Genomic DNA, 26,025 nt, shown 5'->3' with positions numbered 1-26,025 from the left:
GCCGGTGGCCGGTGGCCGGTGGCCGGGCGCGGGGCCAGGGCGCCGTGGCTTTCAGCCGAGCGGGTGGGCGGCCAGCAGGTCGCCCAGGGCCTCCTCGTGGGCGGCGGCCGGGCCCAGGGACAACTCCAGTTGCTTGGCCCAGGCGTGATAGCGGTGCAGGGCGTACTCGGTGTCCGCACCGTGACCGCCGTGCAGGTGCTGCGCGGTCTGGACGATGCGGCGCACCCCTTCCGCTGCCCAGACCTTGGCGACGGCGATGTCGGCGGCTGCCGGGAGCGCGCCGCCCGCGCCGGACTCGACCCGCCAGACGGCCTGCCAGAGCGTGGCCTCCATCGCCCGCAGGTCGATGTAGCGGTCGGCGGCCTGGACCGCGACCGCCTGGAATGTGGCGATGGGAAAGCCGAACTGCTCGCGTCGGCTCGCGTATTCACTGGTCATCCGGGCAGCTGCCGTGCCGAGGCCGAGCGCCAGGGCGCAGGTGCCGATGGTCAGCACGGCGCGCAGGTACTCCCAGGCGCCGTCCGCGCTGATGACGCCGTCGCTCTGGACGCGCACGGCCTCCAGGCTCAGCTCCGCGTAGCGCTCGCCGTTGGTGGAGACCTGGTCGGCGAGTGCGGTGCCGGGCAGGCCGGGGGGTATCAGGGCCAGGACGGTGCGGCCGGTGGCGGTGTGGGCGGGGACCAGGACGCGGTGGGCGCTGTGGGCCCAGGGGACGGCGGTCTGAACACCGTCGAGGCGCCACTGCCCGTCGCCGTCGGGGCGAGCGGTGACGGCGAGCTCGGCCGCGTCGTGGCCGGTGCGGCCGCTGGAGGCCACGGTGACCACGAGCTCGCCCCGGCCGATCAGGGGCAGCAGCAGCCGCTGTGTCTCCGCGGTGCCGTACGTCCGCAGAGCGAGGGCGGCCGCGCCCGTCTCCAGCAGTGGGACACGGGCCAGGACCTCTCCGGCTTCACGCAGCAGCAGGCACAGGGCGATCGGACCGAGCCCCGCTCCGCCGTGCTCGGCCGGGACCGGCAGGCTCAGCAGATCGGCGTCGGCGAGCCGCCGCCACAGTGCGCGGTCGATGTCGTCGGCGACCGCGCCGGGTACCAGGGCCGGGCTGGGTACGCCGTCGGGGGCGACCTTGGAGAGGACGGCCCGGGCCGCCTCGGCCACGGCCTGCTGCTCCTCGGTGAAGGTGAAGTCCACTGTCGCCCTCCCGCTGTCCCGCTCGATCACACCGAGTGAACCTGACGATCCGTCAAGTTAGAGCAGTGTGCGGAAATTGGGAACACCGGCGCGCCTCAGTGGGGAACGCCGATGTGCCGCGAGGGGAATCACCGGCGCGCCTCGATGGGAAACACCGACGTGCCTTCGGCGTCAGTACGTTCAGCGGTCGAAGTCCAGCTCCACCTTCTCCGTGACCGGATGCGACTGGCAGGCCAGCACATAGCCGGCGTCCAACTCCTCCTGTTCGAGCGCGAAGTTGCGGTCCATGCGCACCTCGCCCGAGACCAGGTACGCCCGGCACGTCCCGCACACCCCGCCCTTGCAGGCGTACGGCGCATCGGCGCGGTTGCGCAGCACCGTCTCCAGCAGCGACTCACCGTCCTGCACCGGCCAGCTGCCGCCGCGCCCGTCCAGCTTGGCGGTCACCGTGCTGTGCTCGGGCGCCGGAGTCGCCGTGGCGGGGGTCTGGGCACCCGGTGGTGCCTCCTCCACGTGGAAGATCTCCTGGTGGATCCGGTCCCGGGCGACGCCGAGCCCGCGCAACGCCCGCTCGGCACCCCGCACCAGTCCGTAGGGACCGCACAGGAACCAGCCGTCGACCGCCTCCACCGGCACCAGCGCGGGCAGCAGCCGGGTCAGCCGCTCGGCGTCCAGCCGCCCGGAGGCGGGCCCCGCCTGCTGCTCCTCGCGGGAGAGGGTCTGTATGAGCTGGAACCGGTCCGGGTAACGGTCCTTGAGGTCGGCGACCTCGTCCAGGAACATCGTCGACGCGGTGGTGCGGTCGCTGCGTATCAGGCAGAACCGGGCCGCCGGCTCCTGCGCCAGCAGGGTCGAGACGATGGACAGCACGGGCGTGATGCCGCTGCCGCCGACGACGGCGGCGAAGTGCCCGGGGCGGGGCTCCAGCACGAACCTCCCGGCCGGTGCCATCACCTCCACCGTGTCGCCCGAGGCCAGCTCCTTGAGCGCGTACGTGGAGAACACCCCGCCGTCCACCAGCCGCACCGCCACCCGCAGTGTCTGCGGTCCGTCGGTGCCGGGCGCCCGGCCGCAGATGGAGTAGGTGCGGCGTATCTCGCCGCCGTCCACGGTGCGGCGGAGGGCGAGGTGCTGGCCGGGGGTGTGGCGGAAGACGGCGCGCAGCTCGGTGGGCACCGCGAGGGTCACGGCGACCGAGTCGTCGGTGAGCGGTTCGACGGCTGCCACCCGCAGCGGGTGGAAGGCGCCATGGCGGGCCGCTTCCATCACAACTCCTTGAAGTGGTCGAACGGTTCGCGGCATGCCTCGCAGCGGCGCAGTGCCTTGCAGGCGGTGGAGGAGAAGCGGCTCAGCAGCGTGGTGTCGGTGGAGCCGCAGTGGGGGCAGCGGATGGCCAGGCCGACCATGACCGGGCCGCTCGCAACCGACGGCCGCGGCGGCGCTATGCCGAACTCCTCCAGCTTGCGGCGCCCTTCGGCCGTGATGTCGTCGGTGGACCAGGCCGGGGAGAGGACCGTACGCACTTCGACCTCGGGGATGCCGTGCTCGCGCAGCACCCGCTCGATGTCCGCCGACATCGTCTCCACGGCCGGGCAACCGGTGTAGGTGGGGGTGAGCTCCACCTCCACCCGGCCGGGTCCGGTGACGTGCAGGGCACGCAGGACACCCAGCTCGGCCAGTGTGATCACCGGCAGCTCGGGGTCCGGGACGGCCCCGGCCAGGGTGCGGAGCTCTTCTTCGAGGGGGGTCGGTGCGGTCACCATGTCGCCCCCGGGTGGCTGCGGTGCAGGTGCTGCATCTCCGCGAGCATCCGGCCGAACGGCTCGGTGTGGATGCCCTGCCGGCCCGCGCCGGCCGTCCATGCGCCGGCCTGCGAACCGGAGGGGAGGGCCAGCGTGGCGCGCTCGAGGACGCCGGTCACCCTCGTCAGCCAGCCGTCGCGCAGTGCGGCCCAGTCCACGGGCAGGCCCTCGACCGGCTCGAACAGCTCGCCCGTGTACCGCCACAGCGCGTCCAGGCCGCGCTGCATGCGGGCGTGGCTCTCCGGTGTCCCGTCGCCGAGCCGTAGCGTCCACTGCTCGGCGTGGTCGCGGTGGTAGGCGACCTCCTTGACGGCCTTGGCCGCCAGGGGCGCCAGCGGTCCGTCCACTGCGGCCAGCTGCCCGTAGAGCAGCTGCTGGTAGACGGAGAAGTACAGCTGGCGGGCGATCGTGTGGGCGAAGTCGCCGTTGGGCTGCTCGACCAGCTGGACGTTGCGGAAGGCGCGTTCCTCGCGGAGGTAGGCCAGCTCGTCCTCGTCGCCGACGAGGGAGAGCAGGGTGCGGGCCTGGCCGAGCAGGTCGAGGGCGATGTTGGCGAGGGCGACGTCCTCCTCGAGTACGGGCGCGTTGCCGGCCCACTCGCCCAGCCGCTGGGAGAGGACCAGCGCGTCGTCGCCGAGAGCCAGTGCGGCGGTCACAGGTGCCGCACCCCCTCGGGGATGTCGTAGAACGTGGGGTGGCGGTAGGGCTTGTCGGCGGCGGACTCGAAGAAGGGGTCCTTCTCGTCGGGCGAGGAGGCGGTGATCGTGGTGGAGGGCACCACCCAGATCGAGACGCCCTCGGAGCGCCGGGTGTACAGGTCGCGGGCGTTGCGCAGGGCCATCTCCGCGTCCGGTGCGTGCAGGCTGCCGGCGTGGGTGTGCGACAGTCCTCGCCTGCTGCGCACGAACACCTCCCACAGCGGCCAGTCGGTGCCGGTCATGCCTTCGCCTCCCCATGCCTGGCCGCGTATGCGGCGGCCGCCTCGCGCACCCAGGCGCCTTCCTCGTGCGCCTGCCGGCGCCGGCTGATCCGCTGGTCGTTGCAGGGGCCGTTGCCCCGGAGCACCTCGTGGAACTCATCCCAGTCGATGGCGCCGAAGTCGTGGTGACCGCGCTCCTCGTTCCACCGCAGGGCCGGGTCGGGGAGCGTGAGTCCGAGCGACTCGGCCTGGGGGACGCAGATGTCGACGAAGCGCTGGCGCAGCTCGTCGTTGGAGTGGCGCTTGATTTTCCAGGCCATGGACTGGGCGGAGTGCGCCGATTCGTCGTCGGGCGGGCCGAACATCATCAGCGACGGCCACCACCAGCGGTCCACCGCGTCCTGGGCCATGGCGTGCTGGGCTTCCGTGCCCCGGCTCAGTGCCAGCAGGAGCTCGTAGCCCTGGCGCTGGTGGAAGGACTCCTCCTTGCAGATGCGGACCATGGCGCGGGCGTACGGCCCGTAGGAGCAGCGGCACAGCGGGACCTGGTTGGTGATCGCCGCGCCGTCCACGAGCCAGCCGATGGCGCCCACGTCCGCCCAGGTGAGGGTGGGGTAGTTGAAGATCGAGGAGTAGCGCTGGCGGCCCGTGTGCAGCTTGTCGAGCAGCTCGTCGCGGCTGGTGCCGAGGGTCTCGGCGGCGCTGTAGAGATACAGGCCGTGACCCGCCTCGTCCTGCACCTTGGCCATGAGGATCGCCTTGCGCCGCAGCGAGGGCGCCCGAGTGATCCAGTTGGCCTCGGGCTGCATGCCGATGATCTCGGAGTGGGCGTGCTGGGCGATCTGGCGGACCAGGGTGGCGCGGTAGGCGTCGGGCATCCAGTCGCGCGGCTCGATGCGCTCGTCTGCGGCCACGGCGGCATCGAACACCGCCTCGGGTGTCCTTGCCTCCGGCGCAATGGTCGTCATGCCGTGCCCCCTCGCTTCTGCCGAATCTCCCTACCGACCGATCGTTCGGTTCAATGGTGGATCCCGGCCCGGGCACTGTCAACCCTGTGGATAACCCGGGGGCGCTGTGCCGTGTGAGGCGGCGTCGGTACCGTTCGGGTGCAACGCCGGGTCCCCCGGCGGTACACGGCATCGGAGCGGTACGCGGAATCGGGGCGGGTATGGAGAGGGACGACGGGCGCGAGCAGTCCGGCGGCGACGCCGGGCTGGAGGGGCTGTCACTGCCGTCCCGCATAGTCGTCGCGGCCGGAGTCGCGGTGACCGGGCTGGCCGCGGCCGTGCACTTGGGCATGGTGTTCCTGCACGTCGCGCCGTCGAACACGGTCAGCAAGCAGCACGCGGCGGCGATCGACGACTACATCTATCCGGAGTACGAACAGAACTGGAAGTTCTTCGCCCCCAACCCGCTCCAGCAGAACGTCGCCGTCCAAGCCCGCGCCGAGCTGCGCGGCTCCGACGGCCGGACGACCGTCACCCCGTGGACCGACCTGTCGGCCCGGGACGGCGCCGCCATCCTCCACAACCCGCTTCCCAGCCACACGCGGCAGAACGAACTCCGCCGCGCCTGGGACTTCTACGCCGGTACCCACGACGCCCGGGAGCAGCCCGCCGGCCTGCGCGGCCGCCTCTCCGAGCAGTACATCCGCCGCATCGTGGTCTCCCGGCTGGGCGCCACGCAGGACGGCCGCACCGTCGAGCGCGTGCAGGTACGGTCCGTGACCACGGCCATCGCCCCGCCGCCGTGGAGCGACGAGAAGGCCGACACCAAGCCGGTGCACCGGGTGCTGAGCTGGTGGCCGGTGACCACCGCCGACCTCGCGGAGGTGAACTCCCGGTGATCACCTCCCTGACGCGCGGGCTCGCCCGCGTCACCGGCTCCTCCCTCGGCCCCTACCAGACGGCCGTCATCCGCATCGGCCTCTCCTTCACCTGGCTGTGCTACCTGCTCCGCGAATGGCCCAACCGCCGTGAGCTGTACGGGCCGGATGCCCCCTGGAGCTGGGGGATGGCCGAGCAGCTGACGGGCGACAACCACGCGTTCACGGCACTGATGTGGTCCGACAGCACGGTGTGGTTCGAGACCGTCTATGCGCTGGCCATGATCTTCAGTGCGCTGCTGATGCTCGGGTGGCGCACACGGACCATGTCGGTGCTCTCCATGCTCGCGGTGCTGTCGCTGCAGAACCGCAGCGTCTTCATCGGCGACGGCGGTGACAACGTCATCCACCTGATGGCCCTCTATACCGTGCTCACGCGCTGCGGTCAGGTGTGGTCTCTCGACGCCCGGCGCGCCGCCCGCCGTGCGGGCGCCGGTGGCCCGCGGGAGGGCGCCGACGGCGACCGGGACGTACCCGGCATCGTGCTGTGGGCGCTCTGCGGCCTCGCGCTCACCCTCGCGCAGGCCCTGGTGGGCACCGGCATGTCGTGGACGGACGAGGGGCCGCTGCCGGGCATCGGCTGGGCGACCGCCCTGTGGGGGCTGTGGCTGGTCCACGGCCTGTGGTGGGCCGTGCGGCGCCACGCCCCCGGCGAGCCCCGGGCCGTGCTGGACACGCTGGCTCATCTCGCGCACAACGCCGCCCTGTTGGTGATCATGGCGGAGGTCTGCCTGATCTACGCGACGGCGGGCTGGTACAAGATCCAGGGCTCGCGCTGGCAGGACGGCACCGCCCTCTACTACCCGATGCACATCGACTACTTCTCGCCGTGGCCCTGGCTCTCCCACGCCCTGGCCGCCAGCGGGATCATCGTGCTGCTGCTCAGTTATGGCACGGTGGCGGCGCAGGTCGCCTTCCCGTTCACGCTGCTGAACCGGCGGGTGAAGAACGTGCTGCTGGTGGTGATGATGGCGGAGCACGTCGGGATCGCCGTGATGCTGGGGCTGCCGTTCTTTTCCCTGGCGATGGTGGTGGCGGATGCGGTCTTCTTGCCGACGTCGTTCCTGCGGCGGCTGGGCCGGGTGGTTGGCCGGAGCCGGAGCCTTCCCCTTGCCCGCCCCTTCCCGAAACCGGGGCTCCTCCCCGGGCCCCGGTCCTCAAACGCCGGACGGGCTGGATTGTTGCCTGAGCAGGCTGGAGAGGTGTCTGAGCAGGTCGAAGAGGCGTCCGGGCAGGTCGGAGAGGTGTCCGGGCAGGCCCGTGGCGAGGGGCGGACCGTAGGCTGAGCCAATGATCGAGGACGACGCCGGCGCCGCCGTGCTGCGGAAGTGGGCCGCCGACGCACCCGGGGCCGTACTGCTCGACGGCTTCCACGCGCTCAAGCACGCCCTGCGCTTCGGCGCGGAGGTGGGCGCCGCCGTCACCAGCGACAAGGCCGCGACCCTGACCCTGGCGGCCGACCTGGCCGACGACCTGACGGACACGCTCGACGGTCTGCTGGTGGAAGTGCCCGCGCAGACCCTGCGCGCTCTGGTGCCCAGGGTCCACCCCACGGGGGTGGCCGCCCTGGCCGCACGCCGTGACCGCCGGGCCAACCTCGACACCATGGCGAGGCTGCCCCGCTGCTCGCCCGTCGTCGTCCTGGACAACCCCCGCAACCTCGGCAACGTCGGCGCCGTGATCCGCCTCGCCGCGGGCTTCGGGGCCACCGGCGTGGTCACCACCGGGGACCTCGACCCCTGGCACCCGAATGCCGTGCGGTCCGGCGCGGGGCTGCATTACGCGACGGCCGTCGAGCGGCTGCCCCTGGAGGAGCTGCCGCCGGGGCCGCTGTACGTCCTGGACCCCGAGGGCGAGGACATCAGGTCGCTGGCCGTACCCGACGACGCGCTGATCGCCTTCGGCTCCGAGCGGCACGGCATCTCCCCCGAGCTGCGGGCCAGGGCGACCCGTCTGGTCGCCCTGCCCATGCGGCCCCAGGTGTCCAGCTACAACCTCGCCACCAGCGTCGCCATGACGCTCTTCCACTGGGGCGGCCCGGTACCGGCCTGACGCGCTCAGCCCTGGCGGCGCACCTCCACCGTGCGGAAGCGGTTCGCGACGAACGCGGCGTCGCACAGCACCGCGTTGGCCGCCGGGTTGCCGCCCGAGCCGTGGAAGTCGGAGAACGCGGCGGTCTGGTTCACGTACACCCCGCCCGTCAGGTTGAGGGAGAGCTGGGCGCACTCCTCCAGGCACGCATCCTCGACCAGCCGCTCGACGTCCTTCGACGTGGTGTAGGCGCCGACCGTCATGGCGCCCTTCTCCCGCACCGTGCGGCGCAGCAGCTCCACGGCGTCGGCGGCCGAATCGACGGCCACCGCGAACGCCACCGGACCGAAGCACTCGGAGAGGTAGGCGGCTTCGGCATCGGGCTTGGCGCCGTCCAGCTTGACGATGACGGGCGTACGGACCGTGGCGCCCGGGAAGTCGGGGTTGGCCACGGAGCGGGAGGCCAGGGCGACCTCGCCCAGCTGCGCGGCGGCGTCGATACGGGCCTTCACCTGGTCGTTGACGATGGCCCCGAGCAGGGCGTTGGCCCGGGCGTCGTCGCCCAGCAGCTTGTCCACGGCGGTGGCCAGGTCGGTGACCACCTCGTCGTAGGACTTGTGACCGGCGTCGGTGCCGATGCCCTCGCGGGGGACCAGGAGGTTCTGCGGGGTGGTGCACATCTGGCCGCTGTACAGGGACAGGGAGAAGGCCAGGTTGGAGAGCATGCCCTTGTAGTCGTCCGTCGAGTCGACGACGATCGTGTTGACCCCGGCCTTCTCGGTGAAGACCTGCGCCTGGCGGGCGTTGGCCTCCAGCCAGTCGCCGAAGGCGGTGGAGCCGGTGTAGTCGATGATGCGGACCTCCGGGCGTACCGCCAGGGCCTTGGCGATGCCCTCGCCGTCGCGCTCGGCGGCCAGCGCGACCAGGTCGGGGGAGAACCCGGCCTCGCGCAGCACCTCGCGCGCGATGCGCACGGTCAGCGCGAGCGGCAGCACCGCGCGGGGATGCGGCTTGACCAGCACGGCGTTGCCGGTGGCGAGCGAGGCGAACAGGCCGGGGTAGCCGTTCCACGTGGGGAAGGTGTTGCAGCCGATGAGCAGCGAGACGCCGCGTGGCACGGCTGTGAACTCCTTGCTCAGCTCCAGGGGATCACGCTTGCCCTGCGGCTTGACCCACTGAGCGGAGCCGGGCACGGAGCTCTGGGCGGCGTAGGCGTACGCCACCGCCTCCAGGCCGCGGTCCTGGGCGTGCGGCCCGCCGGCCTGGAACGCCATCATGAACGCCTGGCCGCTGGCGTGCATGACGGTGTGGGCGAACTCGTGCGTACGGGCGTTGATCCTCGCGAGGATCTCCAGACACACCGCGGCCCGCGCCTTCGGTCCCGCCTCGCGCCACTCGGGCATGGCCGCGCGCAGGGCGGGGATCAGGACATCGATGTCGGCGTGCGGATACTCGACGCCGAGCTCCAGGCCGTAGGGCGAGACCTCGCCGCCCGCCCAGCCGTCCGTGCCCGGCTGGTCCAGCTCGAAGCGCTCGCCGCGCAGGGCGTCGAACGCGGCCTGGCCTTCGGCGGCGCCCAGGCTGCCGGGCACGCCCTGACCGTCCGTGCCGTAGGCCTTCGGGTGCTCCGGGTACGGCGACCAGTACGCGCGTGTGCGGATGGCGTCCAGGGCCTGGTCGAGCGTGGGGAGATGCTTCTCGATCAACTGGGCGGTGGTGAGTGCGGCGGTCACGTCTGACCAACTCCTCGTCGAGCGGGGCTCTGACAGTGCGACTAAGGCGACAGGGATCGGGCGACAGCGTTCGGAGGCCATGAGCAGCCCCGGATAGATACAGTAACCGAACGATCGGTCGGGACAAGGGGGCCCGGCAAACCTGTGGACAACTCATCGGGGAGGATCACCGACATGACCGCAATCGACCCGGCCCGCACCGTCGCCGTCGTCGGCACGGGCACCATGGGACAGGGAATCGCCCAGGTCGCCCTGGTCGCCGGCCATCCCGTACGGCTGTACGACGCCGCGCCCGGCCGGGCGGCGGAGGCGGCGCGATCGATCGCCGCGCGCCTGAGCCGGCTGGTGGACAAGGGCAGGCTCGACGCGGCCGCCCGGGACGCGGCGCTCGGCCGCCTGCGGCCTGCCGCGCAGCTGACCGACCTCGCCGATTCCGCGCTCGTCATCGAGGCGATTCTCGAACAACTCCCCGCCAAGCAAAAGCTGTTCGGCGAGCTGGAATCGGTCGTTCCTGACGATTGCCTCCTCGCCACCAACACCTCCTCCCTTTCCGTGACCGCCGTCGCGGGCGCCCTCCGCCTGCCCGGCCGCTTCGTCGGCCTGCACTTCTTCAACCCCGCACCACTGCTGCCCCTCGTGGAGGTCGTCCAGGGCCACGCCACGGACGCGGCAGCCGCCGAGCGGGCCCGGGCCACCGTCGCCGCCTGGGGCAAGACGCCCGTGAGCTGCGCGGACACCCCGGGCTTCATCGTCAACCGCATTGCCCGGCCGTTCTACGCCGAGGCGTTCCGCGTGTACGAGGAGCGTGCCGCCGATCCCGCCACGATCGACGCCGTCCTGCGCGAGAGCGGTGGCTTCGCCATGGGCCCCTTCGAGCTGACCGACCTCATCGGCCAGGATGTGAACAACGCCGTCACCCGTTCGGTGTACGAGGCCTTCTTTCATGACCCGAAGTTCACGCCCTCGCTCGCCCAGCAGCGCCTCGTGGAGGCCGGGCTGCTGGGGCGGAAGACGGGCCGGGGGTGGTACGACCACGGCGAGGGCGCCGACGGGCCCGTACCGCACACCGCCGGGCCGTGCCCGGCGCCAGCGGCCGTCGGCCACCGCCTCAGGCTGTCCGGTCCCGCCGCCGTTCTGCCGCAGATGATCGAGGAGGCGGGCATCGAGGTCAGCCGGGACAGCGGCGGGAACAGCTTCGACGGCTGCATCGTCCTGCCGGGCGGCACCCGCCTCGCCCTGGCCGACGGCCGGGGGCCCACCAACGCCGCCTGCCTGGGCCCGCGCATCGACTTCGACCTGGCCCTCGACTACCGCACCTGCGCCCGCGTCGCCCTCGCGCCTTCCGCGACGGCGCCGCGGGCGGACGTCGAAGCGGCCATCGGCCTGTTCCAGGCCCTCGGCAAGGAGGTCAGCGTCATCGGCGACACCCCCGGCATGATCGTCGCCCGGACGGTCGCCCTGCTCGTCGACTTCGCCGAGGACGCGGCAGGCCGTGGCGTGGCGAGCCCCGAGGACATCGACACGGCCATGCGCAAAGGCGTGAACTACCCCCTCGGACCGCTGGAGTGGATCCGGGCCCTGGACACCGAGTGGCTCGACCGGTTCCTGCGGAACATGGACCACGAGTACCCGGGCGGCCGCTACGCCGCCTGTCAGCCCCTGCGCCGCCGTGCGGCCGTCAAGGAGAGCCTGCTGTAATCATGACCATGGCCAAGCGCGACACCTACACGCCCGAATCGCTGCTCGCGGTCGCCGTCAAGGTGTTCAACGAGCGGGGCTACGACGGCACGTCCATGGAGCACCTCTCCAAGGCGGCCGGCATCTCCAAGTCCTCGATCTACCACCACGTCAAGGGCAAGGAGGAGCTGCTCCGGCTCGCGATAAGCCGGTCGCTGGACGGGCTCTTCGCCGTGCTGGGCGAGCCCGGCGCCACCGACGGGCGGGCCATCGACCGGCTCGAGTACGTCACCCGGCGCACGGTGGAGGTGCTGATGGCCGAGCTGCCCTATGTGACGCTGCTGCTGCGCGTCCGGGGCAACACGGACACCGAACGGTGGGCCATGGAACGCCGCCGCGAGTTCGACCACCAGGTCGCCGAGCTGCTGAAGCAGGCCGCGGCAGACGGCGACCTCCGGCAGGACGTGGACATCCGGCTGGCGACCCGGCTGCTCTTCGGAATGATCAATTCCGTCGTGGAGTGGTACCGGCCGGAGCGCGGCGGGGCCGCCACCAGCGACGAGGTGGCCGACGCGGTGGTCCACACGGCCTTCGCCGGCCTGCGCATGTACAGCTAGCGGCGGGCCCCGGTCGCTGGCCGTCCGGTCGCTGGCCGTCCGGTCGCCGGCCCTCCGGTCGCCGGCCCTCCGGTTGCCGGCCCTCCGGTCGGCGGCCCCCGTCAGCGGCCCTCGTCGAGCGGACGGTCCTCCTTGAGGTCCGTCTCCTCGAAGACCAGCAGCGTCCGGGTGCTCAGCACCTCGTCGATCGCCTGGATGCGGTTGAGGACGAGTTCGCGCAGGGCCCGGTTGTCCCTGGTGTGGACGAGCAGCAGGACGTCGAAATCCCCGCTCACCAGGGCGATGTGAGCCACCCCCGGCAGCTCGCGCAGCTCCTCCCGGACCGTGCGCCAGGAGTTCTGGACGATTTTCAGGGTGATGTACGCCGACGCGCCCTGCCCGGCCCGTTCGTGATCGACGCGGGCACCGAAGCCCTTGATGACGCCGTCGTCGATGAGCCGGTTGATCCGGGCGTAGGCGTTGGCGCGCGAGACGTGTACACGCTCGGCCACGGACCGTATCGAGGCTCGTCCGTCGCTCTGGAGCATGCGCAGGATCGAGCGGTCGATGTCATCGAGTGGTCGGGCAGCCGGTCTGCCGCCCGAAGTGGCCATCTGTTCGTCCGGCATACCGCCATGCCTCCCCTTCATGGACGTCCTGTTCATATCTCAAGTTGTGGAGAACCGTTTGTCCACAGGCTCGGGCCGCCTGTAGCCAAAAAGTGCTGACGACCGAACAATCGGTAGGGAGAGCGCACGACGCTTTCCAGTCAAGCTCGTCCCAAGAGGAGGTGCTCGTCATGACGGTTCTGGAGCAGCCCGGCTCGTACCGGCCCAGCCCGCCCCCGGCCTGGCAACCCCGTACCGACCCGGCCCCGCTGCTGCCCGACGCCGAGCCGTACCGCCTGCTGGGTACCGACGCCGTCGACGGGCTGGACCCGGACCTGCTCAGGAGGCTGTACGGCCAGCTCGTGCGCGGCCGCCGCTACAACACTCAGGCCACTGCCCTGACCCGGCAGGGCCGGCTGGCGGTGTACCCCTCCTCCACAGGGCAGGAGGCCTGCGAGGTGGCCGCCGCGCTGGCACTGGAGGAGCGGGACTGGCTCTTCCCCAGCTACCGCGACACCCTGGCCGCCGTCGTGCGCGGCCTGGACCCCGTGCAGGCGCTGACCCTGCTGCGCGGCGACTGGCACACCGGCTACGACCCGCACGAGCACCGCGTCGCACCCCTGTGCACCCCGCTGGCCACCCAGCTCCCGCACGCGGTCGGCCTCGCGCACGCCGCACGGCTCAAAGGTGACGACGTCGTGGCGCTGGCCATGGTCGGCGACGGCGGCACCAGCGAGGGCGATTTCCACGAAGCCCTCAACTTCGCCGCCGTCTGGCGGGCACCGGTCGTCTTCCTCGTCCAGAACAACGGCTTCGCCATCTCCGTACCGCTCGCCAAGCAGACCGCCGCGCCCTCGCTCGCCCACAAGGCCGTCGGCTACGGCATGCCCGGCCGCCTCGTCGACGGCAACGACGCCGCGGCCGTCCACCAGGTGCTCTCCGAGGCCGTGCACCGCGCCCGGGCCGGCGGCGGCCCCACGCTCGTGGAGGCCGTCACCTACCGCGTCGACGCCCACACCAACGCCGACGACGCCACCCGCTACCGCAGCGACGCCGAGGTCGAGACCTGGCGCGCCCACGACCCGATCGTCCTGCTGGAACGGGAGCTGACCGGACGCGAGCTGCTGGACGACGCCGCGATACGGGCAGAGCAGGAGGCCGCCGAGCGGATGGCCGCCGATCTGCGCGAGCGGATGAATCAGGACCCCGTGCTCGACCCGATGGAACTGTTCACACATGTTTACGCCGAACAGACTGCCCAACTGCGCGAGCAAGCAGCACAATTGCGTGCTGAGCTGACTGCCGCGGGGGAGCTCCCGGGCCCCCTGGAGGGCGGCCCCCAGGAAGGAAGGCAGCGATGACCACCGCGCCTGTCGAAACCGGTCGCAAGCCCGCCACCATGGCTCAGGCTCTCGGCCGGGCGCTGCGCGACGCCATGGCCGACGACCCGGCCGTCCACGTCCTCGGCGAGGACGTCGGCACGCTGGGCGGCGTCTTCCGGGTCACCGACGGCCTGGCCAAGGAGTTCGGCGAGGACCGCTGCACGGACACCCCCCTGGCCGAGGCGGGCATCCTGGGGACGGCCGTGGGCATGGCCATGTACGGGCTGCGGCCCGTGGTGGAGATGCAGTTCGACGCCTTCGCCTACCCCGCCTTTGAGCAGCTCATCAGCCACGTCTCCCGGATGCGTAACAGGACGCGCGGCGCGATGCCCATGCCGATCACCGTCCGCGTCCCCTACGGCGGAGGCATCGGCGGCGTCGAGCACCACAGCGACTCCTCCGAGGCCTACTACCTGGCCACGCCCGGCCTCCACGTCGTCGCCCCGGCGACCGTGGCCGACGCCTACGGGCTGTTGCGCGCCGCGATCGCCTCCGACGACCCGGTGATCTTCCTGGAGCCCAAGCGGCTGTACTGGTCCAAGGCCGGCTGGGACCCGGAGCGCCCGGAGCAGGTGCCGGGCATCGGCCGCGCGGTCGTCCGCAGGCCGGGTTCCTCGGCGACGCTCATCACGTACGGCCCGTCGTTGCCGGTCTGTATGGAGGCTGCCCAGGCGGCCACGGCCGAGGGCTGGGACCTGGAGGTCGTCGACCTCAGGTCGCTGATGCCGTTCGACGAGGAGACCGTCTGCGCGTCCGTACGCCGGACCGGCCGGGCCGTGGTCGTTCACGAGGCGACGGGCTTCGGCGGCCCGGGCGGTGAGATCGCCGCCCGGATCACCGAGCGCTGTTTCCACTACCTGGAGGCGCCGGTGCTGCGGGTCGCGGGGTTCGACATCCCGTACCCGCCGCCGATGCTGGAGAAGCACCATCTGCCGGGCGTGGACCGGGTCCTGGACGCGGTGGCGCGGCTGCAGTGGGAAGCGGAATGGACCTCTGACGAGAACACTGATGAAAGTGGTGCGCTCTGATGGCGGTGGTGCGCGAGTTCACGCTGCCCGACCTGGGCGAAGGGCTCACGGAGGCGCAGGTCGTCCGCTGGCTGGTGGGTGTCGGTGACGTCGTCGCCGTCGACCAGCCCGTGGTCGAGGTCGAGACGGCGAAGGCGATGGTGGAGGTCCCCTGCCCCTACGGCGGCGTGGTCACCGCTCGCTTCGGCGAGGAGGGTACGGAACTTCCGGTCGGCGCCCCGCTGCTGACCGTGGCGGTGGGGGAGTCGGCGGAGCGGACGGCCGGGGCGCCGACCGCGGCGCCGACCGGGGCGCCTGGGGTGCCGGGCGGGGGGCCGGCCGGTAACGGATCCGCCATCGGCTCTGCATCCGGCTCGGAGCCTGCATCCGGCTCGGGTGCCGCGTCCGGCTCGGGTCCGGCGCCTGGTTCCGGCTCCGCGCCTGGTTCCGGCTCCGCGGCCGGTTCCGGCTCCGGTGGCGGGGACGAGGGGTCGGGCAATGTGCTGGTCGGCTACGGAACGCAGGCGCCCGCGGCCCGGCGCCGCAGGGTGCGGCCTCCGGACCGCGAGAGCGGTCGCCCGGTCGAACGGGTGCCCGCACCGACGTCGACAGCGGTGATCTCGCCGCTCGTACGCCGCGTGGCGAGGGAACGCGGTGTGGACCTGAGCCAGGTGCGCGGCACCGGCCCGGACGGGCTGATCACCCGCGCGGACGTCGAGGAGGCGGCACACGCCGTGTCCGCGAATCCTGACGCCCAAGCGCTGCACGCGGCCCACGCGGCCCCCGCCCCGCACTCCGCCCAGGCGGCACAGGCTGCGGCCGCACGTCCCGGGCACCGGCCCGAGACGGCCCGGCCGGGCCGCCGCGTGGCGGCGGGCCGACGGGTGAGCGACGGCCTGCGCGTACCGCTGCGCGGTGTGCGCGGAGCAGTCGCGGAGAAGCTCAGCCGCAGCCGCCGGGAGATCCCGGACGCCACGTGCTGGGTGGACGCCGACGCCACGGAGCTGATGGCGGCGCGCCGGGCGATGAACGCCTCCGGCGGCGCCAAGGTATCGCTGCTCGCCCTGCTGGCGCGGATCTGCACGGCGGCACTCGCGAAGTACCCCGAGCTCAACGCCACGGTGGACACCGAGGCCCAGGAGATCGTCACGCTCCCGGACGTCCACCTGGGCTTCGCCGCCCAGACCGAGCGGGGCCTGGTCGTGCCCGTCGTACGGGACGCGAACGCGCGCAACGCCGTCGAGCTGTCGGTCGAGATGGCCCGCCTCACCGAGGCCGCGCGGACGGGCAAGCTCAGCCCCGCCGAGCTGACCGGCGGCACGTTCACCCTCAACAACTACGGGGTGTTCGGCGTCGACGGCTCCACCCCGATCATCAACCATCCCGAGGCCGCGATGCTCGGCGTCGGCCGAATAGCCCCCAAGCCGTGGGTACACGAGGGCGAGTTGGCCGTACGGCAGGTGGTGCAGCTGTCCTTCACCTTCGACCACCGGGTGTGCGACGGCGGCGCGGCGGGCGGTTTCCTGCGCTACGTGGCCGACTGCGTCGAGCAGCCGGCGGTGCTGCTGCGGACGGTCTGATCCGACCGCGCTCCGTTGGGCTCGCCATACTCGACATACTCGACGGGTGACGGTTTACGAGGCGGTAGTACTGGCCGGAGGCGCGGCACGGCGGCTGGGCGGGGCGGACAAGCCCGCGGTACGGGTCGGTGGGCGCCCACTGCTCGACCGCGTGCTGGGTGCCTGCCCCGATGCCGGACGCACGGTGGTGGTGGGGCCGCGCCGCCCCACGGTCCGGCCGGTGACCTGGGCCCGCGAGGAACCCCCGGGTGGCGGTCCCCTCGCCGCCCTGGCCGCCGGCTTGCGCCACGTGCGGGCGGACCGGGTGCTCGTCCTCTCCGCGGACCTGCCTTTTCTGGGGCCTGAGACCGTACGGGCGCTGCTGGCGGGACTGGACGACGGTGGGGGTGTGGGGGGTGTTGATGGTGCCGTAGGCGCTGGTGGTGTTGTTGGGGCACACGGTGTTGGGGGTGCCGACGGGGTCGAGGGTGTCGTTCTCACCGATGCCGGTGGGCGTGAGCAGCCGCTGGTCGGGGCGTACCTGGTGGAGCCGCTGCTGCGCGAGCTCGGGCTGCTCGTCGCGGAGCACGGCACTCTCAGCGGCCTGCCGCTGCGGCTGCTCACCGCCGAGCTGGCGCTCGCCCGGCTGCACCATCCCACCGCTTCCTTCGACTGCGACACCTGGGAGGACATCGGCGCGGCCCGCGCACGCATCAGGGACGATAGGAGCGTGCTGGAAGAATGGATTGCCGCCGTCAAGGCCGAGCTGGGCATCGAACTCGATGTCGACACGGCCGGCCTCCTCGACCTCGCGCGCGACGCCGCGCACGGTGTGGCACGCCCTGCCGCACCCCTGACGACCTTCCTGGTCGGATACGCCGCCGCGCAGCGTGGTGGTGGCCCGGAGGCGGTGGCCGAGGCGGCTCGCAAGGCGGTGGCGCTGGCCGCGCGCTGGGCCGAGGAAGCCTGTACGTCTGACGAGCCGTCATGAGTGAGCGTGGGTCCGAGCGCGGGGGTGAGCGTGAGCGCGGGGGTGAGCGCGAGCGTGGGGCCGAGCACGGGCGCGGAGGTGAGCACGGGCGCGGAGGTGAGCGCGAGCGTGGGGCCGAGCACGGGCGTGGGGGTGAGCGCAAGCCTGAGGGCGAGCAGGGTGGCGATGCGGCGCTCGAGCGTGCCACGGAGGAGGCGTTGGCGCTGCTTGGTGATGCCGGGACCGGGGCCAGGGCCGATGCCAGGGCCGATGCCGGTGCCGGTTCCCATGCCGATGAGCGGTGGGTGCCGGACGAGGCTGTGGCCGGGCCGCCGGCGGCGGTAGCGGGTGCGGGGTATTTCTCGTTCGACTTCGTTCGGGATCCGTTTGCCGATTCCGTTTCCGAGCGGCGTCACGGGGTTCGGGGCGGCGAGTGGGCGGGGGGCGCCGGGGGCGCCGAGGGTGTTGCGGGGGCATCGGGGGGTGATGAGCTCGATGTGCCCTTCGTGGGGGTGCGCTTTTACGACACGATGCGGGCGGGGGGTCGCGAGGGGGTGGGCTCCGGGGGGTTGGAGGGGGAGTCTTCCCCAGCCCCGCCCCTTCCCGAAACCGGGGGGGGGCCCCCCCCCCCCCGGGGGGGGGGCCCCGCGGGGGGGGGGGGGGGGGGGGCCGCCCGCCCCCCCCGGGGGGGGGGGGGCCGGGGGGGGGGGCCCGCGGGGGGGGGGGGGGGGCCCCTCTTCCCCAGCCCCGCCCCTTCCCGAAACCGGGGCTCCGCCCCGGACCCCGGTCCTCAAACGCCGGACGGGCTGGAATGGGGAGCCCGGCGATCCCGACGGGTGGGCGGCCGGGATGGACGGGCACGCCGGGGCGCCTCGGGTCGCGGTCCCTGCCGACCGGGCGGGCTGCAATGGGGAGCCGCCCGGCGACGCGACTCGGCCCGTGGCGTGCGACGGTTGGACGGACGGCATCGGCCACCCCTGCGACACGCCCGGGTTCGAGACTCCCGAACGCCGATCAGGCCGGAGTGGCGGCGCGCCTTGTGACACGCCTGCCTCCCTGGCTTCCGGTGGCTGCACGGTTCGGAGTGGCGGCGAGCCCTGCGGTATGTCGACCTCCCCGGCCCCCGAACGCCGATCGGGCTGGAGTGGCGGCGCGCCTTGTGACACGCCTGCCTCCCCGGCCCCCGAACGTCGATCGGGTCGAAGTGGCGGCGCGCCTTGTGACACGCCTGCCTCCCCGGCCCCCGATGGCCGCACTGGCGGGACGGGCGAGCCAGGGAAGGCCCCCGAGCCCCCGACCCCGAATGGCCGGATGGGCCGGACGACCGAGCCCCGCCACGCACACGAGCCCCGCCACGCACACGAGCCCCGGCATGGCATCGAGCCCCGCCATGCACACGAGCCCCGCGTCCCCGGCGCGTCCCGTGATCTCCATGCCGCCAGTGCGTCCCACGGCCTCCCCGACACCCCGGACTCCCACGACCCCCTTCACCCCCACGACCCCATCAAGCCCCCCGCCCTCAACGAACCGCCAGACAGCACCCCGTCCGGCACCCCGTCCGGCACCCCCTCCGGCACCACCCCCGCCCCGTCGGCCACCCCGCACGAGCCCGTCCCCGTGCCCCTCCCCGATCCCCTCCAGCAGCCCACCCCCACCCAAGCCCCGCCCCCCAACCGCCCCGACCGCCCCAGCCCCCGCCGCCCCCTCCTCACCTGGTTCGACGCGCGTCGCATCGCAGCGCAGGCCGGTGAGCCGCTCGCTTCTCGCGTGCTGGATCTCGACGATGCGCTCGGGCATACGCTCGCCGCACGGTTGAACGCGCTCATTGATCTGCCGTCCTTCGACACCTCCGCCATGGACGGCTGGGCCGTCGCCGGGCCGGGGCCCTGGCGGTTGCCGCAGGGGCAGGAGGCGGGGATTCTGGCCGGTTGTCCCGATGTCGGTCCTCTTCGGGACGGCGAGGCCATCCGCATCGCCACCGGTGCCCGCGTGCCGCCGGGTGCGACCTCTGTGCTGCGCAGCGAACACGGCATCGTGCGGCCCCAGGGGGAGTTGTACGCGAGCCGGCACCTCACGCAGGGGCAGGACATCCGGCCCCGGGGGCAGGAGTGCCAGTCCGGTGAGGGGCTGTTGCCGGCCGGCACGTTCGTCACTCCGGCCGTGCTGGGGCTGGCGGCGGCTACGGGGTACGACCAGTTGACGGTCACGCCGCGGCCCCGCGTCGAGGTGATCGTGCTCGGTGACGAGCTGCTGCGCGAGGGGTTGCCGCACGAGGGGCGTATCCGTGACGCGCTCGGGCCCATGCTCGGGCCCTGGCTGCGGGCGCTCGGCGCGGAGGTGGCCGAGGTGCGGCGGCTGGGGGACGATGCCACCGCGTTGCGTGCCGCGCTGGAGGCTTCGGACGCCGATGTCGTGCTCACCACCGGCGGGACCGCCGCCGGGCCGGTCGACCACGTCCACCCCACCCTGAGAAACCTCGGGGCCGAGCTGCTCGTCAACGGCGTCGCGGTCCGCCCCGGCCACCCGATGCTGCTCGCCCGCCTCGCGCCCGGCCGGCACCTGGTCGGGCTCCCCGGCAACCCCCTGGCGGCCGTGGCCGGTCTGCTGACGCTCGCCGAGCCCCTGCTGCGGATGCTCGCCGGCCGTCCCGAGCAGGAGCCCGCGTACGCGGTGCTCACCGACGTCGTGCCCGGCCACCTGGCCGACACCCGCCTGGTGCCCGTCGCCCACGCGGGCGGCGGCCGGGTCCGGCCGCTGCGCTTCAACGGGCCCGCCATGCTGCGCGGCCTCGCGGGCGCCGACGCGCTGGCGGTCGTCCCGCCGGGCGGTACGGACCGGGGCGGCGAGGCGGAGCTGCTCTGCCTGCCGTGGCAGGACGGGTCCGCAGGAGGCGCCTGGTGATCCTGCCCAGTCACGACGCCGCCGCCCGCGACGTGCGCCACGAGAGCGACTTCCGCGTCCTGCTGCCCCGCTACCGCGTGGCGCCGATACGCCAGGTCGGCCGGCGTCTGCTCATCGCGCTGCTGATCATGGTCGCCACGGTCTTCATCGTCTACGCGGACCGCGGCGGCTATCACGACAACGCCGACGGGAGCGTCGACTTCCTCGACGCCGTCTACTACTCCACCGTCACCCTGTCCACCACCGGATACGGCGACATCGTCCCGTACAGCGACAGCGCCCGCCTGAGCAATGTGCTGCTCGTGACGCCGTTGCGTGTCCTGTTCCTGATCATCCTGGTCGGCACCACCCTCGAGGTCCTCACCGAGCGCACCCGCGAGCAGTGGCGGCTGACCCGCTGGAGGTCCGCCTTGCGCGATCACACCCTCGTCGTCGGCTTCGGCACCAAGGGCCGGTCGGCCGTGCAGACGATCTGCGCGGCGTCCGGCAATCCGCGCGAGAAGGAGAAGGTCGTCGTCGTCGACCCGAACCCCAAGGCCGTCGAGTCGGCCACCGCGCACGGTTACGCGGGCGTCATCGGCGACGCGACCCGCAGTGACGTCCTGCTGCGCGCCGAGATCCAGAAAGCCCGTCAGATCATCGTCGCCACCGCGCGCGACGACACCGCCGTGCTCGTGACGCTCACCGCCCGCCAGCTCAACCGCACCGCGAAGATCGTCGCAGCCGTACGGGAGGAGGAGAACGCCCCGCTGCTGCGGCAGTCCGGAGCGGACGCGGTCATCACGAGCGCGAGCGCGGCGGGCCGGCTGCTGGGCCTGTCCGTGCTCAGCCCCAGCGCCGGCACGGTCATGGAGGACCTCATCCAGCAGGGCAGCGGCCTCGACCTGGTCGAACGCCCGGTGGTCAAGGCCGAGGTGGGGCGCGGCGTGCGCGACACCGACGACCTGGTGGTGTCCGTCCTGCGCGGCCACCGGCTGCTCGGGTACGACGATCCGGAGGCGAGCCCGCTGAAGCCCACGGACCGCTTGATCACGATCGTACGGGCGCGCCCGCACGGCGACGCGGAGTAGCACGCGCGCTCGTACGCACGGGAGTAGCCTCGCGGACATGCATGCGATCACCATTCCCGTACCCGGCGGACCCGAGGCCCTGGTCTGGGACGAGGTCCCCGATCCCGTGCCCGGCGAGGGGGAGGTCCTGGTCGAGGTCGTGGCCAGTGGCGTCAACCGCGCCGACCTGCTGCAGCGACAGGGCTTCTACGATCCGCCGCCCGGCGCCTCCCCCTACCCCGGGCTGGAGGTCTCCGGCCGCATCGCGGCGCTGGGGCCCGGGGTGAGCGGCTGGGCCGCCGGCGACGAGGTGTGCGCGCTACTGGCGGGCGGCGGCTACGCGGAGAAGGTCTGCGTCCCCGTGGGTCAGTTGCTGCCCGTACCCGACGGCCTGGACGTCGTCTCGGCCGCGGCGCTGCCCGAAGTGACCGCCACGGTCTGGTCGAACGTGTTCATGGTGGCCCACCTGCGGCCCGGGGAGACTTTCCTGGTGCACGGCGGCGGCAGCGGCATCGGCACCATGGCCGTGCAGCTCGCGAAGGCGGTCGGCGCGCGCGTCGCGGTCACGGCGGGCGGCGCGGAGAAGCTGGAGCGCTGCCGCGAACTGGGCGCGGACATCCTCGTCGACTACCGCGAACAGGACTTCGTCGAGGAACTGCACAAGGTGACGGGCGGCATCGGCGCGGACGTCATTCTCGACATCATCGGAGCGAAGTACCTCCAGCGGAACCTCGACGCCCTGGCCGTCAACGGCCGGCTGGCCGTCATCGGCCTCCAGGGCGGCCGCAAGGGCGAACTCGACCTCGGCAAGCTGCTGGCCAAGCGCGCCGCCGTGACGGCGACCTCGCTGCGCGGGCGGCCTCTCGCCGAGAAGGCGGCGATCGTGGCGGCGGTGCGCGAGCACGTCTGGCCGCTGATCGCCGGAGGACGTGTACGGGCGGTCGTCGACCGCACGATGCCGATGCGGGACGCGGCGGCCGCGCACCGTGTCGTGGAGGACAGCGCGCACGTCGGCAAGGTGCTGCTGACCACGTGACCGCCCCCACGTGACCGCCCGGCGCGCATGTCTACGGGACCACAGCCCGCGGCCGTCGCCCGGCCGCGGCTCTCTACCGGCCGCGGCATCCGACCGCCAGCAGTCGTCGCTCGGCCGCAGTCGTCGCCCGACCGCCTGCGGCCGTCGCCCGGCCGCAGCATCGTCATCTGCCCGGCCGCAGCCGTCACCCGCCCGCAGCCGCCCCCGGCCGCGGCACGTCATCCGACCGCCAGCAGCTGCCCCCCGGCCGCAGCCGCCCCCCGGCCGCAGCCGTCGCCCGGCCGCGGCATCGTCATCCGCCCGCCCGCAGCGGTCGCTCCGCCGTACCGTCATCCGACCGCCCGCAGCCGTCACCCGGCCGTGGCACCTCATCCGCACGCCCCCAGCCGTCACCCGGCCGCGGCACCGTCACTCGACCGGCCGCTCAGCCGCGCCTCGCGGCAGAGGGCGTGTGAGGGTTGGGGTGTCCGTGGGGGGTGTCTCTTGCGGAGGGTGGCGACATGGGCGGTGGATCGCGGACGGTGACCCTGCTCGGGCTGGCGGTGTCGGCGGCGCTGATAGCACCGTGGTCGGCGCGGGCCGAGGAACCGGAGCCCACAGCTCCGGCGCCGTCGGTTCCCGTGACGGCCACGACTTCGACCACGGTGTTCCCCTCCTCGCCCCCGACCCCCGGCGCCGGGCAACTGGCCGGGACGGTGGCGGGCGAGGGCCGCAAGCACCCCGGCAGGGCGACGGAGTCGCCCCCGGGCGCGCCCCCGAGGTCCAGGCCGCACGCGTCGTCCGGCGCGGCGCCCGAGGAGGCTGAGGCGGTGGAAGGGGCGGAGCCGGGGGCACCGGCCGTCCGGACCCCGCAGCCCCCCGCGTACGCGCCGGGGCGGGCGGCCCGCGCGCCCGCGCGGCGTGCGGATCCCGCCGACCGGGTGATGCGGGTGCTCCCGCTGGGCACGGGGATGGCACTGACGGGCCTGGGGCTGGGATTCATCGCGCTGCGCCTTCGGCGGCGTTAGCCCGCGGTGTCTGACCAGGGCCGTTCTTCCGCCACGTACCCGCCACCGGTACCCGCCATGTACCCACCGCGTACCCACCGCGTACCGGCCACGTATCCGCGGAACGTCCTTTGTGCCGTCCGTTGTGCTGTCCGTTGTGCCGCCCGTCGTGCCCGGGAGGCGTCATCCGGGCGGGCGTGCGCCCGTAAATCGCGTGCGCCCCTGCGCGCCCCCACGGTGGATCAGGCGTGTACGGGGGCATCAACAGGGGGAAATCACATGTGCGAGAGAATGGCGGCATGGATATGCCGAGGAATGAACGGTCGCAGGAGAGCCCGCACGTCCTGGTCGTAGGGCCGGACGGCATGGCTCTCGGCAGCGCCAGCCCCGGCGTCGGGGACGGCGACGACGAGCTGCGCGAGGTCCCGGTGACGGAGATGGTGGAACAGCCCGCGAAGGTCATGCGCATCGGCAGCATGATCAAGCAGCTGCTGGAGGAAGTGCGCGCCGCGCCTCTGGACGAGGCGAGCCGGGTCCGGCTCAAGGAGATCCACCACAGCTCCGTCAAGGAGCTGGAGGACGGTCTCGCGCCCGAGCTGGTGGAGGAGCTGGAGCGGCTGTCCCTGCCCTTCACCGACGAGACGATCCCCACGGAGGCCGAACTGCGCATTGCGCAGGCCCAGTTGGTCGGCTGGCTGGAAGGGCTCTTCCATGGGATCCAGACCGCCCTGTTCGCCCAGCAGATGGCCGCACGGGCGCAGCTGGAGCAGATGCGCCGGGCGCTGCCGCCCGGTGTGATGGGCGACGACGAGCACGACGGCCAGCAGCACGGCGGAGCGCGTTCCGGCCCGTATCTGTAAAGCCCGGCGTTCTCCCAAGCCCGGTACGGCGAAGGCCGGTTGTCGTAGTCGACAACCGGCCTTCGCCGTACACCCAGGAAGCCGCCTCTACGAAGCCGCCTCTAGGAAGCGCCCCCACAAAGCCGCCCCACAAAGCCGTCCCTACGAAGCCGCCTCGCCCGTGGAGACGGTCAGGACGAACTCACCGTTCTTCGGGTCGAACGGGTCACCCGTCTCCGGGTTCTGCGTCATCACGGTGCCCTTGCCCCAGGTGTTCTCGTTCACCACGTCGACCCGGTACTTCCAGCCTGCGGCCTGGAGGCAGTCCTTCACCGAGTCGATGTAGATGTACTTGAAGTCCGGCGCGCTCTTCTTCGACTTGTCCCGGTAGTTGTCGTACGCCTTCGTGCACTTCTCCCGGCCGACGGTCTTGGACTTGTCGCCCTCCTTGACCTTCGCCTGCGTGCCGCCGGCGCCGGCGGTCCCGCCCCCGCTGATGTTGCCGCCGCCGGGGGTGGCCGAGGCCGGGGACTGCGACGGGTTGTCGTCGGCCTGGTTCTTGGAGCCGCCGCCGTTGAGCGCGATGGCGGCGATGACACCGATGACCGCGAGCACCGCGACGACGCCCGAGCCGATGAGGACCGGCTTGTTGCTCTTGCCTCCGGACCCGTGGGACCCGGACGATCCGCCGCCCACGGGGGCCGAGGGGGCCGCGTACGGCGCTGCGGGGGTGCTCGGGCCGGCCTGGTAGGGCGCGGGGTTCGTCTGGTAGCCCTGCGGGCCGGGAGGCGGCGTGGCGGGCGCGTAGCCGCCGCCGTAGGGGTTCTGGTACGGCGTCTGGACGCTCTGCGGGCCCGGGGCGGGGGTCCCGCCGTCGACGGGCGGGAAGACGGCCGAGCTGACGCCCGCGCCGCTGCGGGCCGGCGGGCCGCCCGCGATGATGATCGGCGAGGGCGCGGCCTGGGCCGTGCCCGCCACCCGGGCGCACTCGTCGCGCATCGCCTCGGCGCTCGGGAAGCGCTCGTTCGGGTTCTTCTTCAGGGCGCGGGCGACCAGTGCGTCGACGGCCGGCGGGATCGACCGGTTGATCGTGGAGGGCGCGACCGGCTCCTCCTGGACATGCGCGTAGGCGATGGCCAGCGGCGAGTCCGCGTCGAACGGCAGCCGCCCGGTCATCAGCTCGAAGAGCATGATGCCGACCGAATAGAGGTCGGAACGGGCGTCGACGCCGCGCCCCAGCGCCTGCTCGGGGGAGAGGTACTGCGGGGTGCCGACGACCATGCCGGTCTGCGTCATCGAGGTGACGCCGGACTGCATGGCGCGGGCGATGCCGAAGTCCATGACCTTGACCACGTTGCGCTTGGTCATCATCACGTTGCCGGGCTTGATGTCGCGGTGGACCAGGCCCATCTCGTGGCTGACCTCGAGCGCCGCCAGCACATCGGCTGTGATCTTGAGCGCCTTCTCGGTGGGCATCGCGCCGTACCGGGCGACGTCCGCGTCGAGCACGGAGCGCAGCGGCTGGCCCTCGACGTACTCCATGACGATGTACGGCATCGTCGAGCCGTCGAGATCGTCCTCGCCCGTATCGAATACCGAGACGATGTTGGTGTGCGTGAGCTTCGCCACCGACTGGGCCTCGCGGCGGAAGCGCTCGCGGAAGGAGGCCTCGCGGCCGAGCTCCGTGTGCAGGGTCTTGATCGCCACCTGGCGGTCGAGGACCGAGTCGTAGGCCAGGTGCACGGACGCCATGCCGCCCTCGCCGAGCAGGTCACGCAGCTGGTAGCGGCCGCCGCCCACAGCTCGTCCCGCGTAGCGACCCCGTGCGCCGTCCTGGCTCATGGTGTTACTTCCCCC

General features: G+C 72.7%; 23 protein-coding genes. 14 read left to right on the top strand and 9 right to left on the bottom strand.

What is annotated here, in order from left to right; all coding sequences use genetic code 11:
* Nucleotides 1–51: 51 nt before the first annotated feature.
* The 6 genes from AB0F13_RS07295 to paaA all read right to left on the bottom strand — a co-directional run bounded on the left by AB0F13_RS07295 (nt 52) and on the right by paaA (nt 4,877).
* The gene (locus AB0F13_RS07295) at nt 52–1,188 is read right to left on the bottom strand and encodes an acyl-CoA dehydrogenase family protein (RefSeq protein ID WP_362077188.1); all 1,137 of its coding nucleotides are present in this window, start codon (nt 1,186–1,188) and stop codon (nt 52–54) included.
* Between the two features lie 180 nt (nt 1,189–1,368).
* Nucleotides 1,369–2,454, bottom strand: coding sequence for a 1,2-phenylacetyl-CoA epoxidase subunit PaaE (paaE, locus tag AB0F13_RS07290; RefSeq protein WP_362076585.1), 1,086 nt, complete (start codon nt 2,452–2,454; stop codon nt 1,369–1,371).
* Nucleotides 2,454–2,951: a 1,2-phenylacetyl-CoA epoxidase subunit PaaD gene (gene paaD, locus AB0F13_RS07285; RefSeq protein ID WP_362076582.1), complete on the bottom strand. Its 498-nt coding sequence runs from the start codon at nt 2,949–2,951 to the stop codon at nt 2,454–2,456. Before paaD ends, paaE begins: the two co-directional genes overlap by 1 nt.
* Complete coding sequence (paaC, locus tag AB0F13_RS07280; protein WP_362076579.1) at nt 2,945–3,646, bottom strand: 1,2-phenylacetyl-CoA epoxidase subunit PaaC; 702 nt, start codon at nt 3,644–3,646, stop codon at nt 2,945–2,947. Before paaC ends, paaD begins: the two co-directional genes overlap by 7 nt.
* Nucleotides 3,643–3,930 carry a 1,2-phenylacetyl-CoA epoxidase subunit PaaB gene (paaB, locus tag AB0F13_RS07275; protein WP_362076576.1) on the bottom strand — a complete coding sequence of 96 codons (288 nt, stop codon included), beginning with the start codon at nt 3,928–3,930 and terminating at the stop codon, nt 3,643–3,645. Before paaB ends, paaC begins: the two co-directional genes overlap by 4 nt.
* Complete coding sequence (gene paaA / locus AB0F13_RS07270; RefSeq protein WP_362076573.1) at nt 3,927–4,877, bottom strand: 1,2-phenylacetyl-CoA epoxidase subunit PaaA; 951 nt, start codon at nt 4,875–4,877, stop codon at nt 3,927–3,929. Before paaA ends, paaB begins: the two co-directional genes overlap by 4 nt.
* 200 nt (nt 4,878–5,077) lie before the next feature.
* Here paaA and AB0F13_RS07265 point away from each other — a divergent pair, with 200 nt between their 5' ends.
* Genes AB0F13_RS07265 through AB0F13_RS07255 form a run of 3 tightly spaced genes read left to right on the top strand, consistent with a single transcriptional unit; the run spans nt 5,078 to nt 7,846 of the window.
* Nucleotides 5,078–5,755 (top strand): DUF5819 family protein, encoded by a 678-nt coding sequence (locus tag AB0F13_RS07265; RefSeq protein ID WP_362076570.1) that lies wholly within the window; start codon nt 5,078–5,080, stop codon nt 5,753–5,755.
* Nucleotides 5,752–7,080 carry an HTTM domain-containing protein gene (locus tag AB0F13_RS07260; RefSeq protein ID WP_362076567.1) on the top strand — a complete coding sequence of 443 codons (1,329 nt, stop codon included), beginning with the start codon at nt 5,752–5,754 and terminating at the stop codon, nt 7,078–7,080. The genes AB0F13_RS07265 and AB0F13_RS07260 overlap by 4 nt, the downstream gene beginning before the upstream one ends.
* A gap of 4 nt (nt 7,081–7,084) precedes the next feature.
* Nucleotides 7,085–7,846: a TrmH family RNA methyltransferase gene (locus AB0F13_RS07255; protein ID WP_362076564.1), complete on the top strand. Its 762-nt coding sequence runs from the start codon at nt 7,085–7,087 to the stop codon at nt 7,844–7,846.
* 5 nt (nt 7,847–7,851) lie between these two features.
* On the opposite strand, the gene paaN is transcribed toward AB0F13_RS07255, so the two are convergent.
* Nucleotides 7,852–9,558 carry a phenylacetic acid degradation protein PaaN gene (gene paaN, locus AB0F13_RS07250; RefSeq protein WP_362076561.1) on the bottom strand — a complete coding sequence of 569 codons (1,707 nt, stop codon included), beginning with the start codon at nt 9,556–9,558 and terminating at the stop codon, nt 7,852–7,854.
* A gap of 174 nt (nt 9,559–9,732) precedes the next feature.
* Between paaN and AB0F13_RS07245 the strand changes: the two genes are divergently transcribed.
* Entirely contained in the window at nt 9,733–11,256 is a 1,524-nt protein-coding gene (locus AB0F13_RS07245; RefSeq protein WP_362076558.1) for a 3-hydroxyacyl-CoA dehydrogenase, read from the top strand.
* A gap of 2 nt (nt 11,257–11,258) precedes the next feature.
* Entirely contained in the window at nt 11,259–11,852 is a 594-nt protein-coding gene (locus AB0F13_RS07240; protein WP_362076555.1) for a TetR/AcrR family transcriptional regulator, read from the top strand.
* Between the two features lie 101 nt (nt 11,853–11,953).
* Here AB0F13_RS07240 and AB0F13_RS07235 read toward each other — a convergent pair whose 3' ends face one another.
* Nucleotides 11,954–12,460, bottom strand: coding sequence for an Lrp/AsnC family transcriptional regulator (locus tag AB0F13_RS07235; protein ID WP_362076552.1), 507 nt, complete (start codon nt 12,458–12,460; stop codon nt 11,954–11,956).
* 170 nt (nt 12,461–12,630) lie between these two features.
* Here AB0F13_RS07235 and pdhA point away from each other — a divergent pair, with 170 nt between their 5' ends.
* From pdhA to AB0F13_RS07190, 9 genes are all read left to right on the top strand, one after another.
* Entirely contained in the window at nt 12,631–13,800 is a 1,170-nt protein-coding gene (pdhA, locus tag AB0F13_RS07230; RefSeq protein ID WP_362076549.1) for a pyruvate dehydrogenase (acetyl-transferring) E1 component subunit alpha, read from the top strand.
* Nucleotides 13,797–14,849: an alpha-ketoacid dehydrogenase subunit beta gene (locus AB0F13_RS07225; RefSeq protein ID WP_362076546.1), complete on the top strand. Its 1,053-nt coding sequence runs from the start codon at nt 13,797–13,799 to the stop codon at nt 14,847–14,849. Before pdhA ends, AB0F13_RS07225 begins: the two co-directional genes overlap by 4 nt.
* Nucleotides 14,849–16,408 carry a dihydrolipoamide acetyltransferase family protein gene (locus AB0F13_RS07220; protein ID WP_362076543.1) on the top strand — a complete coding sequence of 520 codons (1,560 nt, stop codon included), beginning with the start codon at nt 14,849–14,851 and terminating at the stop codon, nt 16,406–16,408. Before AB0F13_RS07225 ends, AB0F13_RS07220 begins: the two co-directional genes overlap by 1 nt.
* 46 nt (nt 16,409–16,454) lie before the next feature.
* On the top strand, nt 16,455–17,378 hold the full coding sequence (locus AB0F13_RS07215; RefSeq protein WP_362076540.1) for an NTP transferase domain-containing protein: 924 nt from the start codon (nt 16,455–16,457) through the stop codon (nt 17,376–17,378).
* A gap of 1,290 nt (nt 17,379–18,668) precedes the next feature.
* Nucleotides 18,669–20,258: a molybdopterin-binding protein gene (locus tag AB0F13_RS07210; RefSeq protein ID WP_362076537.1), complete on the top strand. Its 1,590-nt coding sequence runs from the start codon at nt 18,669–18,671 to the stop codon at nt 20,256–20,258.
* Nucleotides 20,255–21,328, top strand: coding sequence for a potassium channel family protein (locus AB0F13_RS07205; RefSeq protein WP_362076534.1), 1,074 nt, complete (start codon nt 20,255–20,257; stop codon nt 21,326–21,328). The genes AB0F13_RS07210 and AB0F13_RS07205 overlap by 4 nt, the downstream gene beginning before the upstream one ends.
* A gap of 37 nt (nt 21,329–21,365) precedes the next feature.
* On the top strand, nt 21,366–22,343 hold the full coding sequence (locus AB0F13_RS07200; protein ID WP_362076531.1) for an NAD(P)H-quinone oxidoreductase: 978 nt from the start codon (nt 21,366–21,368) through the stop codon (nt 22,341–22,343).
* A 500-nt stretch (nt 22,344–22,843) separates the two neighbouring features.
* Complete coding sequence (locus tag AB0F13_RS07195; RefSeq protein WP_362076528.1) at nt 22,844–23,350, top strand: hypothetical protein; 507 nt, start codon at nt 22,844–22,846, stop codon at nt 23,348–23,350.
* Nucleotides 23,351–23,628: 278 nt separating this feature from the next.
* Complete coding sequence (locus tag AB0F13_RS07190) at nt 23,629–24,189, top strand: bacterial proteasome activator family protein (RefSeq protein ID WP_362076525.1); 561 nt, start codon at nt 23,629–23,631, stop codon at nt 24,187–24,189.
* A 141-nt stretch (nt 24,190–24,330) separates the two neighbouring features.
* On the opposite strand, the gene AB0F13_RS07185 is transcribed toward AB0F13_RS07190, so the two are convergent.
* Nucleotides 24,331–26,010 (bottom strand): protein kinase, encoded by a 1,680-nt coding sequence (locus tag AB0F13_RS07185; RefSeq protein WP_362076522.1) that lies wholly within the window; start codon nt 26,008–26,010, stop codon nt 24,331–24,333.
* Nucleotides 26,011–26,025: the final 15 nt, after the last annotated feature.

The organism is Streptomyces sp. NPDC026206 (genome assembly GCF_040638465.1).
Lineage (GTDB): Bacteria > Actinomycetota > Actinomycetes > Streptomycetales > Streptomycetaceae > Streptomyces.
Note: the sequence above shows the minus strand (reverse complement) of the source record. Positions and strands in the feature narration are given on the sequence as shown.

Excerpts from the sequence above, each read along its gene's own strand:
- paaE (WP_362076585.1), bottom strand. The coding sequence starts at position 2,454 with ATGGAAGCGGCCCGCCATGGCGCCTTCCACCCGCTGCGGGTGGCAGCC.
- paaD (WP_362076582.1), bottom strand. The coding sequence starts at position 2,951 with ATGGTGACCGCACCGACCCCCCTCGAAGAAGAGCTCCGCACCCTGGCC.
- paaB (WP_362076576.1), bottom strand. The coding sequence starts at position 3,930 with ATGACCGGCACCGACTGGCCGCTGTGGGAGGTGTTCGTGCGCAGCAGG.
- paaA (WP_362076573.1), bottom strand. The coding sequence starts at position 4,877 with ATGACGACCATTGCGCCGGAGGCAAGGACACCCGAGGCGGTGTTCGAT.
- AB0F13_RS07265 (WP_362076570.1), top strand. The coding sequence starts at position 5,078 with ATGGAGAGGGACGACGGGCGCGAGCAGTCCGGCGGCGACGCCGGGCTG.
- AB0F13_RS07255 (WP_362076564.1), top strand. The coding sequence starts at position 7,085 with ATGATCGAGGACGACGCCGGCGCCGCCGTGCTGCGGAAGTGGGCCGCC.
- AB0F13_RS07245 (WP_362076558.1), top strand. The coding sequence starts at position 9,733 with ATGACCGCAATCGACCCGGCCCGCACCGTCGCCGTCGTCGGCACGGGC.
- AB0F13_RS07240 (WP_362076555.1), top strand. The coding sequence starts at position 11,259 with ATGACCATGGCCAAGCGCGACACCTACACGCCCGAATCGCTGCTCGCG.
- AB0F13_RS07235 (WP_362076552.1), bottom strand. The coding sequence starts at position 12,460 with ATGCCGGACGAACAGATGGCCACTTCGGGCGGCAGACCGGCTGCCCGA.
- pdhA (WP_362076549.1), top strand. The coding sequence starts at position 12,631 with ATGACGGTTCTGGAGCAGCCCGGCTCGTACCGGCCCAGCCCGCCCCCG.
- AB0F13_RS07225 (WP_362076546.1), top strand. The coding sequence starts at position 13,797 with ATGACCACCGCGCCTGTCGAAACCGGTCGCAAGCCCGCCACCATGGCT.
- AB0F13_RS07220 (WP_362076543.1), top strand. The coding sequence starts at position 14,849 with ATGGCGGTGGTGCGCGAGTTCACGCTGCCCGACCTGGGCGAAGGGCTC.
- AB0F13_RS07210 (WP_362076537.1), top strand. The coding sequence starts at position 18,669 with ATGGGCCGGACGACCGAGCCCCGCCACGCACACGAGCCCCGCCACGCA.
- AB0F13_RS07200 (WP_362076531.1), top strand. The coding sequence starts at position 21,366 with ATGCATGCGATCACCATTCCCGTACCCGGCGGACCCGAGGCCCTGGTC.
- AB0F13_RS07195 (WP_362076528.1), top strand. The coding sequence starts at position 22,844 with ATGGGCGGTGGATCGCGGACGGTGACCCTGCTCGGGCTGGCGGTGTCG.
- AB0F13_RS07190 (WP_362076525.1), top strand. The coding sequence starts at position 23,629 with ATGGATATGCCGAGGAATGAACGGTCGCAGGAGAGCCCGCACGTCCTG.
- AB0F13_RS07185 (WP_362076522.1), bottom strand. The coding sequence starts at position 26,010 with ATGAGCCAGGACGGCGCACGGGGTCGCTACGCGGGACGAGCTGTGGGC.